This is a genomic window from Stenotrophomonas cyclobalanopsidis, assembly GCF_008710035.1.
Taxonomy (GTDB): Bacteria; Pseudomonadota; Gammaproteobacteria; order Xanthomonadales; family Xanthomonadaceae; genus Stenotrophomonas; species Stenotrophomonas cyclobalanopsidis.
Map to the genome: position 1 here is coordinate 123640 of NZ_VYKI01000005.1, position 15198 is coordinate 138837.

Consider the following 15198-nt stretch of genomic DNA (forward strand, 5'->3'; position numbering starts at 1 on the left):
CCTTGTTTTTTCTGTCTTGTGTGGGCCGCGTGTGGCGATCACCCCCCCCCCCCCCCCCCTCGACTCTACCCAGAGCCAGACCCCAAAACCCCCAAACGAAAAAAGCGCCCCGAAGGGCGCTCTGTGGATGGTCCATCGATGGCCGGATCAACGGCCCCGTGGCACTCCAGGCAGACACGCCCGTCCCGCGCTTGCGCGGGTCAGGGTGAAAAACTTCAGGAGCGGCATCCGGTTCATGTGGCGCATTCTAGGCCTGTAATCTCCGCGCGCAAGTGGCTATTGCGCGCATAGGTGGAACGATGAGGCTTGCTGGGGTCAGAGCCCTTCGCTGCGCGAAAGGATCCGACCCAAGGGAGGCCAAGGGGTCAAATCCCTTGGCGCAGCCAAGGGCTCTGCCCCCTGCAGCGCGTATCACTCGCAGCCGTTGATCCGGCGCGCCTCGCCAACGGTGGCGGCGTTATCCCCCTTCACCGACACCCAGTCCTTGAGGGAGAGGTTGGGATGGACGTTGCCGCGCGCAGGTGTGTCGTAGATCGTGATTTCCGTCCAGCTACCCACCGCGCCCAGCTCGGCCAGCCGCGCAGCCTGGTCCTCATCGCTGCTGAACGAGTCGCCCGGTTTGGACGGCGTCGCATTATTCACCGTTGCGGTCTTCAACGCGCGTACGCGCAGCGCGCCGCCCGGCATGCGCTGGGTGATCACATCGTAACGCTCGATGCCGTACGCCCAGCGGCGCTCGGCCTGGCGGCGCACCTCGCTGCCATCTTCGGCCACCGTCAACCTGCCATCCACCAGTCCACCGATTGCGGACACACCACCGAAGGTGGCCAGCATCGCATGGTAGGCGACGAGCGATCGCTTCTCCAACGGCAAATCGCTTGCAGCCGGCTTCATGCCTGGCAGATCCAGGTAGGCCGCGTCCTTGCAGAGCAGCAGCACTCGCTGGTCATCGTTCCAGGACATCAAAATCGTGCCACCGAGGTAGTAGCTGGTTGTAAACAGATCGTTTCCACGATGAGGGCCGTCTGCATGGCGGGTCTCGATCATGGTGGCCTGGCCGGCTGCCTTTTCCAGATCGACCGCAGTGGTGGTTGCAGCCGTGGATGTGCCGGAGACAATCAGCGAGGCCAGCAATGCGGTGCGGGAAAAACGATGCTTCATGGGGGTCAGTCCGTTGAGAAAAACGAACCGCCAATAATACGTCGCGAAGCAACACGACGCTTTACCGCATCAGGTCACCACCACCAGCGGCACGCCCCGGCGCGGATGCTGCAGAACCACCACATCCTGCTGGTACACGCGCTGCAGGTTGGCTTCGGTCAGCACCTGCGCAGGCGTGCCATCGGCCGCCACCCTGCCCTGTTCCAGCAGCACGATGCGATCGGCATAGCCTGCCGCAAGGTTCAGATCATGCAGCACCACGATCACACAGGCACCCGCTTCGGCACACGCGCGCACGCTGCGCAGCGTACGTTCCTGGTGGCGCAGATCCAGCGCGGCGGTCGGCTCATCCAGCAGCAGCAGCGGCGTGTCCTGCGCCAGCACGCGCGCAAACGTGGTGCGTGCCGATTCACCGCCGGACAACTGCTGCACTTCGCGCAGGCGCAGTGCCTGCAGCTCGGCGGCGTCGATGGCGGCTTCCACCCGCGCATCGTCCACCGCCGGATCCGGCGGATGCGGCAGCCGCCCCATCGCCACCACTTCTTCAACGCTGAAGGCAAAGCGCACGCCATGTTCCTGCGGCATCACCGCGCGCTCGCGCGCCAACGCGCCGGACTTGTAGCTGCGCAACGGCGCAGCATGCAGCTGCACTTCGCCATCATCAGGCCGCAGATCGCCGGCGGCCACCGCCAGCAGAGTCGACTTGCCAGCACCGTTCGGGCCGACCAGTGCGGTCACCGTGCCCGGTGCGAAGGCCAGGCTGATGCCATGCAGGATTTCGCGCTGCTGGCGCCGCACCACCACATCGCGCAACTGCAGGAAACTGTTCATGGCGTGTCCTTGCGGCGCTGCTGCAGCACCAGCCACAGGAAGAACGGTGCGCCCAGTGCGGCCGAGAACAGGCCCAGCGGAATCTCTGCCGGGGGATCCAGCGTGCGCGCGGCGGTATCGGCAATGACGATCAACAGCGCACCCAGCACGCCCGACACGGGCAACAGCCAGCGATGGCCCGGGCCGACCAGCAGCCGCGCCACGTGCGGCACCACCAGGCCGACGAAACTGATCGAGCCGGCAAACGCCACCGCAGCACCCACCAGCAACGCACTGAAGGCCACCAGCATCCGTCGCGTCCGCGCGACATCCAGGCCCAGATGCTGCGCTTGGCGCTCACCGAGCGCCAGCATGTCCAGCGGCGTGGCCAAACGCAGCAGCGCGAACACGCCAATGGCGAACAGCGGCACCACGGCGGCCACGTCGGCCCAATTGGCCTGCGCCAGCGAGCCCATCTGCCAGAACACCAGCGACTGCAGTTGGCTCTCGCTGGCGATGTAGGTGAGAAAGCCGATCAGCGCCGAGCAGAACGCCGCCATCGCAATGCCCACCAGCAGCAACGTTGCATTGCCACTGCCCTTCCCCGGGCGCGCCAACGCGTAAGTCAGGCCGATGGCCAGTGCGCCACCGCCAAATGCGGCCACCGGCACCAGCCAGCCCGCTGCGCCTGCCGCCCCCAGGACGATCGCCGCAACGGCACCCAGCGCCGCGCCCTGGCTGACGCCGACGATGCCGGGGTCGGCCAGCGGATTGCCGAACAGTCCCTGCAGGCTCGCACCGGCCATCGCCAATGCCGCCCCCACCATGGCCCCCAGCAGGGCGCGCGGAATGCGCAGCTGCCACACCACGGCGAGGTCGCGGCGGCTGACCGCCTGCGGATCGACCAGGCCCAGCTTCACCCCCAGGGCCTGCAGAACGTCCAATGGCGGCAGCCGCAGCGGCCCCATCGCGAATGACGCCAGCACCGCGCCCACCAGGGCCAGCAGTGCCACCAGCAGCATCACCCGCCCGCGACGGCGGCGCCGATCAGCCGGACTCATGCCGGCGGCAGCGCCGCCAGAGCCTTGGCCAAGGCCAGAGCGCCTGCGCCAGTGCCGACGCTCGTGTACTTCAGCTGCACATCGGGCATCACCCAGACCCGGTTGGCCGCGCCGGCCGGCGTCTGCTTCAGGGTCGGGTAGGCCTTCCACAGGCCCTCGGCGCCACCAAACTGCTGCAGGTCGTGCTCGGTCACCAGGATCACCTCCGGTGCTGCGGCGATCACGCCTTCATTGCTCAGCTGCGAGTAGTTTTTCACCCCTGCCTCGCTGCCGATGTTGACGCCGCCCGCCAGGGCGATCATCTCGGCCGAGGCACTGTCTGCGCCCGCCACGGTCGGCGCGCCACCACCGCCGGTGGCCGATACGTGGATCACACGCGGCGCATGCGCCAGGCCCTTGCCCAGTGCCGCCGCCTCATCCAGCTGGCGCTGCACCTGGGTGGCCAGCGTCTGACCGGCATCCGCCAGGCCCACGGCGGCCGCCACCTTGCGCACCTTGTCCGGCGCTGGCTGCAGGTCATCGATCACCACGGCCGATTCGCCCACCTCGCGCAGCTTGCCAGCCAGCACGGTGTGGCGGCGCAGGCTGTTGCCGAGGAACAGCGAGCCATGCAGGCTCACCACGCCCTCGACGCCGGTGGTGCGGTTGAACAGGAACTGGTGCGGAGCGGCCTGGCCCGCCTGCGTGGTGGTATTGGTCGGCGCGGCAAACACCTGCTTGCCCAGGCCGAGCGCCTCGAGCACGGCAATCACATCGTCACCGCCGGCGATGATGCGGCTGGTGTCGGTCACTTCGGCGTCGGCACCATCATCAGAGCGCACCTTGGCCGGCAGCACCGGCACCTGGCCGGTCAGGGCCGGCAGGTCAGTGCCCGCCACGCGCTGCCAACCAGCAGGCAGTTCGGTGCCCGCCGTGCCCGCTTCTGCGGCAGGCTTGGTAGCGTCGTTGGCCGCAGGCGGCGCCGACGTGCCGCCACAGGCGGCCAGTGCCAGCGAGACAGCCAGCGGAAGTGCACACAGGCGCAGGCGGGAAGCGATGTTCATGCGAAATCTCCTTGCTGGCCGGGCGAAGGCACTGCCCTCGCCCGGCACGGGGGTTACGGCTGACGCGGGGTGATGCGGGTGATGCGGTCGCCCTTGGCATCGTCGGCGCCGCGCGACTTGTTCACCGCGAACACGCTGCCCTTGCCATCGGCACGCACATGGTTGGGGAAGGTGCCGCCATCGAGGTTGCCGACCACCTTGCCATCACGATCAACGACGGTGACGGTACCGGCGCCGCGGTTGGTGACATAGGCCAGGCCGCTCTTGTCATCAAAGGCGACGTTCAGCGCGCCAGCACCAACCGGCACGTCGCGCACGACCTTGCCGCTGGCGACGTCGACGATCAGCAGGTTGTCGGTGCCCTGCGAGGCCACGTACAGGCGGTTCTGCTGCGCATCGAAGGCAACGCCCGAGGCGCTGATCGAGTTGCCCAGGTCGATGACCTTGTCGACTTCGCCGGTGGCGACGTCGATCACTGCAGCCTCGGGCGTGCCGATGCTGACGGTGAACAGCTTGCCGGCCTTTTCGTCCAGCACCAGGCTCATCGGGGTGAACTTGCCTTCGTCGACGCCCGATTCCAGGGTGATCGACGGCAGTTCCTTCAGCGTCTTGGCATCGAACACCGACAGGTGGTCTTCGCCGGTGGCCGAGGCGAACACCTTGCCGTGCGTGCCATCCACCACGACGTCGCGCGCATGCGGCACGGTGTCGACCGGGAACTGGTGGACCAGCGACAGATCCTTCTGGCGATAGACCGCGATCGAGTTCTGGCGGGTGTTGGTGACCCAGACATTGCCGTTGGTGTCATCCACGCCCACGCCATAGACCGCGTACACCGCGCCATTGGTGGTGCCGGCGACCTGCGCCGGGGTGATCGCCTTGGTTACCTTCAGGGTCTTCGGGTCCAACTTCAGCAGCTGCGACTGGGTGACGGGCGGACGGCCGACCGAGGAGGTGACGAACACCGCGTTGCTGGCGGCGCTGTAGGCCGACTGGTACAGGCCCGGCACCAGCTTGCTGGACTGGGTGGCGAACTGCTGCTGGCCCGACAGCGACAGCTGCGGCGAGACGCGCAGCTTCAGCACGGTGGCCGCCGACGGCTGGCTGGCGCGGACGATCACCGGGTGCGTGCCCGGCACGGCATCGGCGGGGATCGCCAGCTGGGTCTTGAAGTTGCCATCGGCGTCGACCACCAGCGGCTGCGCGTTGAGCACACTGTCACCGCGCACCAGGCTGACCTGCTGGCCCGGCACGAAGCCGCGGCCGATGACCTCGGCCGTGCTGCCGGGGACAACGTTCTCGCCACGCGAGATCACGGTGCCCTTGAACGTGGCACTGGCGGGTTGATCGAACACCGGCTGCGCGGTGGCGGTGACCGCCAGCAGCAGGCCGGCGGCCAGGGAGGTCAGGCGGAGGGACGGACGAAACGACATGGAAGGCTCCTTGCACACGTAGGCCGCGCCTCGTGGCGCGGGATTCATCGGTTGCCTGGGCCGCTGCACATCGGCAGTCACGCCTGGGTAGTGGGGTCGCACGGCCACGCCGTGCGGGGATTCATTCGGCAGCGTTTGCGGACGCCGGTGCCTTGCCGTCCTCCACACTTCGATCGGTCACGCCGTACAGCTCATGCAGGGCCGCGTGGAACGACGCGGGCAGCATCGGGCCGTGGCCGAGGCCGGGGAATTCGCGGTACTGCACGCTCAGGCCGGGCACCTTGGCCAGGCGCGTGGACAGCTGCATTGCCGCATCCGGGGTGGCGCCCCCAATGCGGCGCAGATGCGCGACCACGCGCGGGTTGCTCATGTCACGCTTGCCGCGGTCGCCGACGCGCTCGGCACCGCCCAGCATCAGCCACACCTTGGCGGGCTGGCCATGCACGTTCTGCACGAACTGCTGCTCCGGGTCGCCCAGGGCGGCACCTTGGCTCCACCACAGCGACGGGCTGGCCGACAGATAGGCCTGGAACGCGGCCGGCCGGGTGTACAGCGCATTGAGCACGAACAGGCCGCCCAGCGAGTGACCCCACAGCGACTGCTGGAGGGTATCGATGCGGGCGCGGCGCTCCACTTCGGGCTTGATGCGGCGCTCGATCAGGTCGAGGAAGACGTCGGCACCACCGCCGACGGCCTGGGTCGTACCGCCCTCGTCATCGGCGCGGTCGATCCAGGCGGTGTAGTCCAGAGTGCGGGCCGGCGAGTCGATGCGCAGCTCGTTGTCGTAGCCGATCAGCACCAGCACTGGCGGCGCTTTGGTGGCGGCCAGCTCGGCCAGCAGCGGCTGGTCCAGCACCATGGCGACGGCGTTGCCATCCAGTGCGTACAGCACCGGCGACGGGGTCCTGGAGGCCTTTGCCGGGATCGCCACGTTCACCCGCCAGCGGCGCTGCTGGTCAGGGCTGTCGATCACGAAACGTTCGAAGCGATAGCTGGACGCCGGCTCGTCGAGCACGGTGCGGCCCATCAGCTGCTGCGGATTGCGCTGCTGCGCATGGGCGTAGGGCGTGGCCATCAGGGCCCCCATCATCAGGGCGGCTAGGCAGCCGAAGGAGCGTGCGGAAAACATCATGGGTGACGGATGCGGCGGGCACTGCCGCCTCTTCATCAAGGGACCGCAGTCTACCTTAAACGCGAATGATTATCACATCGATCACACGCCATATTGTGTATCTCGCGCGCCAACGGACGCCGCCGGGCAGGGCCCGGCGCTACCACGGCAGATACATCGGTAGCGCCGGGCCATGCCCGGCGACCGCGGTGTGGTGGGGACTCAGCCGAATTCCGGCGGCACCGGGCCGTACTGGTTTGCGTCCGGCGTGCCGGGCAGCAGCGTGAACACGAAGATCACCAGGCCACCAAACGGGATGAAGGCCAGCAGGTACAGCCAGCCCGACTGGTTGCAGTCATGCAGGCGGCGCACGGTGACGGCAATGACCGGCAGCAGGGTGGCCAGCCAGAACAGGACAAACAGGATGATCGACGCGATGCCCAGGCCATCGGACTGCATCACCAGCGCGGTGATCATCGGCACCATCAGCACCACCGAGACGATCAGCATGAACAGCTGGAACATCCAGTATTCGCGACGGTTGGCACGACCGTCGAACTGGGCGTAACGCTTCAACGGCAGGATGAGCTGGTCCATGGCAGGAAAGTCCTTGGGAAAACAAGGCGCGCAGTGTGCCAAAGGCCGGCAGGCGAGACAAATGCAGCGGCATTTGTAGAGTCGAGCCATGCTCGACTTCATGTGCGCCTCAGTCGAGCAAGCTCGACGCTACGAAAAGCAGTCGAGCATGGCTCGACTCTACAGAAGCGGAGTCAGTGGCCCTTGGCGGCCCTCGCCGCTTCGCGCTCGGCACGCAGACGGTCCAGCTTTTCCTTCAGCTTGATCTCCAGCCCGCGCGGCACCGGGTTGTAGTACACGCGCTCGCCCATCGCATCCGGGAAGCCGGTCTGATCCAGCGCAATGCCACCTTCGGCATCGTGGTCGTACTGGTACTCCGCCCCGTAGCCGAGCTCCTTCATCAGCTTGGTCGGCGCGTTGCGCAGGTGCAGCGGCACCTCTTCGGTGCCACTTTCGCGCACATCAGCCTTGGCCTGGTTGAAGGCGGCATAGCCGGCGTTCGACTTGGCAGTGCTGGCCAGATAGAGCACCAGCTGGGCAAAGGCGAGCTCGCCTTCCGGGCTGCCCAGGCGCTCGTAGATGTCCCACGCTTCCAGCGCCATGCTCTGCGCGCGCGGGTCGGCCAGGCCGATGTCCTCGATGGCCATGCGGGTCAACCGGCGCGCCAGATAGGACGGATCACAGCCGCCATCGAGCATGCGGGTCAGCCAGTACAGCGCGGCATCGGGGTTGGAACTGCGCACGGATTTGTGCAGCGCCGAGATCTGGTCATAGAACTGTTCGCCGCCCTTGTCGAAGCGGCGGGTGCGGTCGGCCAGCACCTGGGTCAGGGTCTGCGGGGTGATGCGACCACCCTCCCCGCCCGCCAGCTCGGCGGCGATCTCCAGCAGGGTCAGCGCACGGCGCACGTCGCCATCGGCAGCGGTGGCGATCTCCAGCAGCAGCTCAGGGGCAACCTCGATGTGCTCTTCGCCCAGGCCGCGCTCGCGATCACCCAGTGCGCGCTCCAGCGCCTCGACGATGTCGGTGGGCGAGACGCCTTCCAGCACATGCACGCGGCAGCGCGACAACAGCGCCGAGTTCAGCTCGAACGACGGGTTCTCTGTGGTGGCACCGACAAACAGGATGGTGCCGCGCTCGATATGCGGCAGGAACGCATCCTGCTGCGCCTTGTTGAAGCGATGCACTTCGTCGACGAACAACACGGTGCGTCGGCCTTCGGCGAACCGCTGCGCCGCCTCGGCCAGCACCTGGCGCACTTCCGGCAGGCCGGACAGCACGGCGGAGATGGCACGGAATTCGGCGTCGGAATATTCGGCCAGCAGCAGCGCCAGCGTGGTCTTGCCGCAACCGGGCGGCCCCCACAGGATCATCGAATGCACGCGGCCGGATTCGACCGCACGGCGCAGCGCGCTTTCCGGCGCCAGCAGGCGCTTCTGCCCGACCATTTCGTCGAGGGTGCGCGGGCGCATGCGCTCGGCCAGCGGGCGCAGATGATCCCGATCGACGCTCAGCAGATCGGGGCCGGGGAATGAAGTGGAACGATGTCTTGGCACCGGATCATTGTACCGCGCCACCCAGCGGTAGCGCCGGGCCATGCCCGGCGGATCAACGGCATGTCAACCAAGGTTGACACCTACCGAAGCAGGTAAGCCGGGCCATGCCCGGCAACCACGATCAATTACCGATGACGTCAGTGCCCTTCGGCGGGGTGAAGCTGAAGGTGCCGGCGGCGAAGCCCGGGTTGCGCTTCCAGCCACTGAAGGTGATGACGGTGCGCTGGCCGACGGCGTCGGTGATTTCCATCTTGACAAGACCCTGCGCGTTGAAGCCCAGTGCGGCGTACTGGAAGCTGGCTTCCGTATCGCGCTTCGGCGACAGCGCCAGCCACTGCAGGCCGTCACGCTTGCCGGCCTCTTCGCTCAGGTCGTACTGCTGTTCCAGCAGCGCCGGGTTGATCAGCGCGGTCAGCGGGCTGTTCTGCTCTTCCTTGCCCTGCTCGCGCACGGTGGCCTGCTCCAGGTCCGGCTCGTACATCCAGACCTTCTTGCCGTCGGCCACGATCAGCTGTTCGTGCGGGCGCACGTATTCCCAGCGGAACAGGCGCGGCGCCGACAGGGCCACGCGGCCACTGGTCGATTCCTTCACCTTGCCGCGACCATCGAACACCTGCTGGCTGAACTGACCATCCAGGCCCTTCAGGCCACCGGTGAAGGTCTTCAGGTCATCGCGGGCGCCGGCCCAGGCGCTGCCGGCAGCGGCGCAGGCCACGGCCAGGGTGGTGGTGGCAAGGAAACGACGGAAGCGGATGTTCATGCAGGAATCCTGTGGGCGCATGCGCCAGGAAAGTTGGGAGCCAGTGTGCCCGGGCAAAGATGAATGGGCGATCAGGGCGGCATTATGCCGCCCCGCGCGTGCATCGGCGATTCAGCCAGCGGCGCCCGGCAATCTGCCGTACAGGACCTGCCCGCGGAAGCCACGCCGCACCTCGTGGTACAGCGCCCGGAACGCCGGGTAATCCTGCGGCTGGCACAGGGCATCGGCGCCGCGCACGGCGTTCTGCTGCAGGCGGTGGTGGACGATCACCTCCTGCCCTTCCCGCGCCCAGTCCACCCGGTAATCACCAGCGGCATTGCTGAAGTGCTGGCTCTGCGGGATGGCGATGATCGGCACGCTGCCGGGGAACTGCAGACGGTAGGTCTCTTCGCGCAGGCTCGCATTGCAGTAGAACGGGGTTTCATTGGCAGGCGCCGACGCCGTGGCGTACAGGCCACGCACCGATTCGCCGCCCGGCGGATCTGGCACGGCCATGCCGCCGGCCACGCTGAAGTCCACGTAGTCCTCGGCCTGGAAGGCCATGCGGTAGCCGAACGGATGGGTCAGATCGACCGGCACGCCCTGCAGCTGCAGCTGACCGCGCCCGTCGAAGCCGGAGGCGGCCATGATCGACTCCTCGGCACGCGCACGGTTCTGCGCGTTGAGCTGGGCGAACTGCGCACGCATGCCGATCTCGGCGTTGTCGCTCAGCTGCGGCACGGTCTCGCCGCGCAGGTTGCCCTGCGCATCGAAGGTGAAGCGCACGTCCATCGCCGTCGCGTTGCGCTGCGGATCATTGGCCGGGGTACGCGCCAACGACGCGTCACGGGTGCGCAGTACCGGTGCACCGAGGTCGCCGTCGGGCAGCTGGCCGAAGCGCGCCCACGCGCTGGTCGAATCCAGGTAGAGATCGAACTCGGGCACATAGGTGATGGCGTGGTTGAAGCGCCCCAGCACGGGAATCTTCGGCAGCGTCGGGCCGCCGCCCGCACCGATCAGCACCGGGGAGCTGGCGATGCCCTTGGCCGCCAGCAGCGCTTCCAGGATCACCACATGGTCCTTGCAGTCGCCATAGTGGTTGTCGAGGATGCTCTGCGCGCTGTTCGGCTCCAGCCCGCCATTGCCCAGGTACACGGCCACGTAGCGGATGTTCTGCGCCACCCAGCGGTACAGCGCATCGGCCTGGGCCTTGCGGTCGCTGATGCCGGCAGTCACTTCATCGGCCAGCGCCTGGATCTGCGGCGTCACCTGGGCCGCTTCACCAGCCTTGACCTGGTACGCATGCCCGACCTTGGCCCAGTCACGGAACGTGCTGGCCATGATGTTCGGACCGAACTCCCACACCGCCGCCGACCAGTTCTGCGCCTGCATTGGTTCGCGGCGCTGGTAGCGCCAGCGCCACTGCGCCTGGCCGTCTATCACCCTCGGCGTGTCACTGCCCTGCACGCCGCGACTGACCACATACATGGGCAGGCTGGCCGGCGCACTCAGGGTCACCTCGGCATCGTCGTACTGGGTGAACACATTGAAGGTTTCCCACAGGCCGAAGTAGCCGGGGAAGTACGGGGTCTGCTGGGTGCGGCGCACCTGGTAGACCAGGCGCGTGCCCGGCGCCAGGTTCGGGAACACGATCACCCGCACCTTGCGGTCGGCGTACATCGCCGCCGCCGCGCTGGAATAGCTCTCCTGGGTGTAGATGCGGTCGGCCGGCACATCACGGCGCTGGCCATCGGCGGTCAGCGTGTAAGCGCTGACCACGTCCAGGGTTTCCATTTTCTCGCTGTAGCTCAGCCGCACCTGGCTGAACTGCTCCACCGCCGCCTTGGTCTTAAGCAGGATCTCGTAGCTCTCGGTCTGCACGTTGCCGGCGTCCGGCCGCACCACGTAGTCAGCGCGGTAGCGGACGAAGCTGAAGTTGTTGCTTGCCTCGGCATCGCTGCCGACCGAGGGCGGCGCCGGGTTCGGCGCCGAGGCGGACGCCCCGGCCAGGGCCGTGCTGGCGGCAAGCAGGCAGGCCAGCGCAAGCGCGCAGGGAGCGGGTCGGAACATGCGTCGGATCCTTGGACGTCGTAGGCGTGGCAGGGCTTACTTCGGCGGCGGCGGTGCCAGCACCGTACGGTCGCCGTTGTGTTCGGGAGCACTGACCACGCCGGCCGCTTCCATGGCCTCGATCAGTCGTGCCGCGCGGTTGTAGCCGATCTTCAGGCGGCGCTGCACGCCGGAAATGGACGCGCGACGGGTCTCGGTGACCACGCGCAGCGCCTCGTCGTACAGCGGATCGGACTCGTCGCCGGCCGCACTGGTTTCCGGCAGGCCGGTCGCGCCGACCACCACGCCATCGCCCATCGTCTGCACTTCGTCCAGCACGCCGTCGACATAGTCGGCCGGGCCCATTGCCTTCAGGTGCTCGACCACGCGATGCACTTCATCGTCGGAGACGAACGCGCCGTGCACGCGCTCGGGCATGGCGGTGCCGGGCGGCAGGTACAGCATGTCGCCGTGGCCCAGCAGGGTTTCCGCGCCGGACTGGTCGAGGATGGTGCGCGAATCGATCTTCGAGCTGACCTGGAACGCGATGCGGGTCGGGATGTTGGCCTTGATCAGGCCGGTGATGACGTCCACCGACGGGCGCTGGGTGGCCAGGATCAGGTGGATGCCGGCCGCACGCGCCTTCTGTGCCAGGCGGGCGATCAGCTCTTCCACCTTCTTGCCGACGATCATCATCATGTCGGCGAATTCGTCGATGAAGATGACGATGAACGGCAGCGTCTCCAGCGGGCGCGGGGCTTCGCCCAGCTCCGGGTTCGGCTTGAACAGCGGGTCCATCAGCGGCTGGCCGGCGTCCTGGGCGTCCTTCACCTTCTTGTTGAAGCCGGCCAGGTTGCGCACGCCTACCGCGCTCATCAGCTTGTAGCGGCGTTCCATCTCGGCCACGCACCAGCGCAGGCCGTTGGCGGCCTCCTTCATGTCGGTGACCACCGGCGCCAGCAGGTGCGGGATGCCCTGGTAGACGCTCAGTTCGAGCATCTTCGGGTCGATCATCAGCATGCGCAGGTCTTTCGGCGAGGCCTTGAACAGCAGGCTGAGCACCATGGCGTTGACCGCCACCGACTTGCCCGAACCGGTGGTACCGGCCACCAGCAAATGCGGCATTCGCGCCAGGTCGGCCACGGTGGAGCGGCCGGCGATATCCTTGCCCAGCGCCAGGGTCAGCACGCTGGCCGACTTGTCGTACTCCTTCGAACGCAAGAGTTCGGAGAGGTAGATCATTTCGCGCGTGACGTTGGGAATCTCCAGGCCGATCACCGACTTGCCGGGAATGACGTCCACCACACGCACCGACTTCACCGACAGGCCACGGGCGATGTCCTTGTCCAGCGAGCTGATCTGGCTGACCTTGATGCCCGGTGCCGGCTCGATCTCGAAGCGGGTGATGACCGGGCCGGGATTGGCGCCGACCACCTGCGCGTCGATGCGGAAGTCCTTGAGCTTGAACTCGATCTGCCGCGAAAGCGCATCCAGGGTGTCCTTGTCGTAGCCCACGGGCTGCGGCTTCGGATCATCCAGCAGGGCCAGCGGTGGCAGATCCGAGCCATCGCCATTGACGCCACGGAACATCGGGATCTGCGTATCGCGCTTGGCCCGGTCGCTCTTCTCGATCACCGGCTCCGGGCGCGGCTCGATCTTCACCGGCTCGCGCTTGGCGCGCACTTCGGCGTCGGCCTTGCGCACTTCCTGGCGCTCCTCGCGCATGGCGCGGGTCTGCTGCCACTCGGTGGCCTGCTCTTTCTTGCGTTCCAGCAGCGGCGCCAGCGACATCACGCCACGGCCGATCTTCTCCATCACCGCGAACCACGACAGGCCGGTGGCCAGAGTGATCGAGGCCAGCAGCAGCACCAGCACGAACAGGTTCGCACCCAGCGCACCGAAGCCGACGGTGAGCGAGTTGCCGACCAGTTTGCCGAGGATGCCGCCGGCGCTGGAGACGTCGCCACTGAACAGGCGCACGTGCAGGAAGCCGGTGCCGGCAATCAGGAAGCCGACCAGGCCGACCAGGCGCAGGGCCGGATCGAGATCGTTCTCTCCCTTGCTCTCGCGCTTCAGGCCGAACATGGCGATCCAAGCCAGCGCGCCGAGCACGACTGGCAGCAGGAAGGCGATGTAGCCGAACAGCTGCAGCAGCACGTCGGCGATCCACGCGCCAGCACGTCCGCCCATGTTGTGCACGGGCGCGACTACGCTGCCGGTGTGCGACCAGCCCGGATCGCTGGTTGAATAGGTGAACAGGCTGGCGGCCAGATACAGCAGCGCCGGCGCGATGGCGATCAGGCCAAGGTCGCGCCAGAGCCGCTGACGCCGGGGGTTGTCGGCCGTGGCCGCTGCCGCCGAGCGACGCGACGCCTTTTTGTCGTCGGACTTGGAGCGTTCGGGCACCTGCTTCGCCACCTTAGACCATACCTTTGGAATGCGCTGTTAGTACTTGATAATAAACGACACGGCGTCAGTTTTCAGTCACGCGTGGCATCCAAGGTGCCGGCAGGCCCCCAAACCACCCGTGGGCGACGGCGTTCTGCCCATCGGCTTGAATCACCCCGCCCCAGCCGCCACTCTATGACCTGCCGAGGATGCTGCGCAAACATCGCCAGCGCCTTGTCCCATCTACCTTTTCGCGAGTTTACATGAGCACCAGCCTGCCCTCCCGCCACCAGCGCCTCGTCATCCTCGGTTCCGGCCCGGCCGGTTGGACCGCCGCCGTCTACGCTGCCCGCGCCAACCTGAAGCCGGTCGTCATCACCGGCCTGCAGCAGGGTGGCCAGCTGATGACCACCACCGAGGTGGACAACTGGCCGGGTGACGCCCACGGCCTGATGGGCCCGGACCTGATGGCGCGCATGCAGGCCCACGCCGAGCGCTTCGAGACCGAGGTCATCTTCGACCACATCCATACGGCCGACCTGTCCCAGCGTCCGTTCAAGCTGATCGGCGACAGCCACGAGTACACCTGCGATGCGCTGATCATCTCCACCGGCGCCACCGCCAAGTACCTGGGCATCCCGACCGAAGAGACCTTCAAGGGCCGTGGCGTGTCTGCCTGCGCCACCTGCGACGGCTTCTTCTACCGTGACCAGGACGTGGTCGTGGTCGGCGGCGGCAACACCGCGGTCGAAGAAGCCCTGTACCTGTCCAACATCGCCCGCAAGGTGTACCTGGTCCATCGCCGCGACACCCTGAAGGCGGAAAAGATCATGCAGGACAAGCTGTTCGCCAAGGTCGCCGCCGGCAAGATCGAAACCGTCTGGCACCACCAGGTGGAAGAAGTGCTGGGCAACGACGCAGGCGTGACCGGCGTGCGCGTGAAGTCGACCCAGGACGGCAGCACCCGCGACATCGACGCCCACGGCTTCTTCGTGGCCATCGGCCACCACCCGAACACCCAGCTGTTCGATGGCCAGCTGGCCATGAACAACGGCTACCTGGAAATCCGCTCGGGCCTGGGCGGCAACGCCACCCAGACCTCGGTCGAAGGCGTGTTCGCCGCCGGCGACGTGGCCGACCAGCACTACCGTCAGGCGATCACCTCGGCCGGTTTCGGCTGCATGGCCGCTCTGGACGCCGAGCGCTACCTGGACGCGCAGGGCAAGGCCAGCTGAGGCTTTGATCCTGCAGCTGTAGAGTCGAGCCATGCT

General features: G+C 67.1%; 12 protein-coding genes. 1 reads left to right on the forward strand and 11 read right to left on the reverse strand.

The features are described from left to right. Positions 1 to 411: 411 nt before the first annotated feature. The 11 genes from FJU31_RS06135 to FJU31_RS06185 all read right to left on the reverse strand — a co-directional run bounded on the left by FJU31_RS06135 (position 412) and on the right by FJU31_RS06185 (position 13957). Complete coding sequence (locus tag FJU31_RS06135) at positions 412 to 1161, reverse strand: hypothetical protein (RefSeq protein ID WP_150453951.1); 750 nt, start codon at positions 1159 to 1161, stop codon at positions 412 to 414. A gap of 69 nt (positions 1162 to 1230) precedes the next feature. Beyond that, positions 1231 to 1992, reverse strand: coding sequence for a heme ABC transporter ATP-binding protein (locus FJU31_RS06140; RefSeq protein ID WP_150453952.1), 762 nt, complete (start codon positions 1990 to 1992; stop codon positions 1231 to 1233). Further along, positions 1989 to 3032: a FecCD family ABC transporter permease gene (locus FJU31_RS06145; RefSeq protein WP_108768845.1), complete on the reverse strand. Its 1044-nt coding sequence runs from the start codon at positions 3030 to 3032 to the stop codon at positions 1989 to 1991. Before FJU31_RS06145 ends, FJU31_RS06140 begins: the two co-directional genes overlap by 4 nt. Beyond that, positions 3029 to 4075 carry a heme/hemin ABC transporter substrate-binding protein gene (locus FJU31_RS06150; RefSeq protein ID WP_150453953.1) on the reverse strand — a complete coding sequence of 349 codons (1047 nt, stop codon included), beginning with the start codon at positions 4073 to 4075 and terminating at the stop codon, positions 3029 to 3031. The genes FJU31_RS06145 and FJU31_RS06150 overlap by 4 nt, the downstream gene beginning before the upstream one ends. Positions 4076 to 4128: 53 nt before the next feature. Further along, positions 4129 to 5508: a YncE family protein gene (locus FJU31_RS06155; protein WP_150453954.1), complete on the reverse strand. Its 1380-nt coding sequence runs from the start codon at positions 5506 to 5508 to the stop codon at positions 4129 to 4131. Positions 5509 to 5629: 121 nt separating this feature from the next. Then, positions 5630 to 6640, reverse strand: coding sequence for an alpha/beta hydrolase (locus FJU31_RS06160; RefSeq protein WP_150453955.1), 1011 nt, complete (start codon positions 6638 to 6640; stop codon positions 5630 to 5632). Between the two features lie 201 nt (positions 6641 to 6841). Further along, positions 6842 to 7216, reverse strand: a complete 375-nt coding sequence (locus FJU31_RS06165) for a DUF805 domain-containing protein (protein ID WP_150453956.1) — start codon at positions 7214 to 7216, stop codon at positions 6842 to 6844. A 173-nt stretch (positions 7217 to 7389) separates the two neighbouring features. Continuing rightward, the gene (locus FJU31_RS06170) at positions 7390 to 8667 is read right to left on the reverse strand and encodes a replication-associated recombination protein A (RefSeq protein ID WP_246161234.1); all 1278 of its coding nucleotides are present in this window, start codon (positions 8665 to 8667) and stop codon (positions 7390 to 7392) included. 205 nt (positions 8668 to 8872) lie between these two features. Next, positions 8873 to 9511 carry an outer membrane lipoprotein periplasmic chaperone LolA gene (lolA, locus tag FJU31_RS06175; RefSeq protein ID WP_150453957.1) on the reverse strand — a complete coding sequence of 213 codons (639 nt, stop codon included), beginning with the start codon at positions 9509 to 9511 and terminating at the stop codon, positions 8873 to 8875. Between the two features lie 111 nt (positions 9512 to 9622). Next, the gene (locus FJU31_RS06180) at positions 9623 to 11560 is read right to left on the reverse strand and encodes a DUF3857 domain-containing protein (protein WP_150453958.1); all 1938 of its coding nucleotides are present in this window, start codon (positions 11558 to 11560) and stop codon (positions 9623 to 9625) included. A gap of 36 nt (positions 11561 to 11596) precedes the next feature. Beyond that, complete coding sequence (locus FJU31_RS06185) at positions 11597 to 13957, reverse strand: DNA translocase FtsK (RefSeq protein ID WP_150453959.1); 2361 nt, start codon at positions 13955 to 13957, stop codon at positions 11597 to 11599. Positions 13958 to 14190: 233 nt separating this feature from the next. Here FJU31_RS06185 and trxB point away from each other — a divergent pair, with 233 nt between their 5' ends. Then, complete coding sequence (trxB, locus tag FJU31_RS06190) at positions 14191 to 15162, forward strand: thioredoxin-disulfide reductase (protein WP_150453960.1); 972 nt, start codon at positions 14191 to 14193, stop codon at positions 15160 to 15162. Positions 15163 to 15198: the final 36 nt, after the last annotated feature.

Coding starts and splice junctions, on each gene's coding strand:
- FJU31_RS06135 (WP_150453951.1), bottom strand. CDS start 1,161: ATGAAGCATCGTTTTTCCCGCACCGCATTGCTGGCCTCGCTGATTGTC.
- FJU31_RS06140 (WP_150453952.1), bottom strand. CDS start 1,992: ATGAACAGTTTCCTGCAGTTGCGCGATGTGGTGGTGCGGCGCCAGCAG.
- FJU31_RS06145 (WP_108768845.1), bottom strand. CDS start 3,032: ATGAGTCCGGCTGATCGGCGCCGCCGTCGCGGGCGGGTGATGCTGCTG.
- FJU31_RS06150 (WP_150453953.1), bottom strand. CDS start 4,075: ATGAACATCGCTTCCCGCCTGCGCCTGTGTGCACTTCCGCTGGCTGTC.
- FJU31_RS06155 (WP_150453954.1), bottom strand. CDS start 5,508: ATGTCGTTTCGTCCGTCCCTCCGCCTGACCTCCCTGGCCGCCGGCCTG.
- FJU31_RS06160 (WP_150453955.1), bottom strand. CDS start 6,640: ATGATGTTTTCCGCACGCTCCTTCGGCTGCCTAGCCGCCCTGATGATG.
- FJU31_RS06165 (WP_150453956.1), bottom strand. CDS start 7,216: ATGGACCAGCTCATCCTGCCGTTGAAGCGTTACGCCCAGTTCGACGGT.
- FJU31_RS06170 (WP_246161234.1), bottom strand. CDS start 8,667: ATGCGCCCGCGCACCCTCGACGAAATGGTCGGGCAGAAGCGCCTGCTG.
- lolA (WP_150453957.1), bottom strand. CDS start 9,511: ATGAACATCCGCTTCCGTCGTTTCCTTGCCACCACCACCCTGGCCGTG.
- FJU31_RS06180 (WP_150453958.1), bottom strand. CDS start 11,560: ATGTTCCGACCCGCTCCCTGCGCGCTTGCGCTGGCCTGCCTGCTTGCC.
- trxB (WP_150453960.1), top strand. CDS start 14,191: ATGAGCACCAGCCTGCCCTCCCGCCACCAGCGCCTCGTCATCCTCGGT.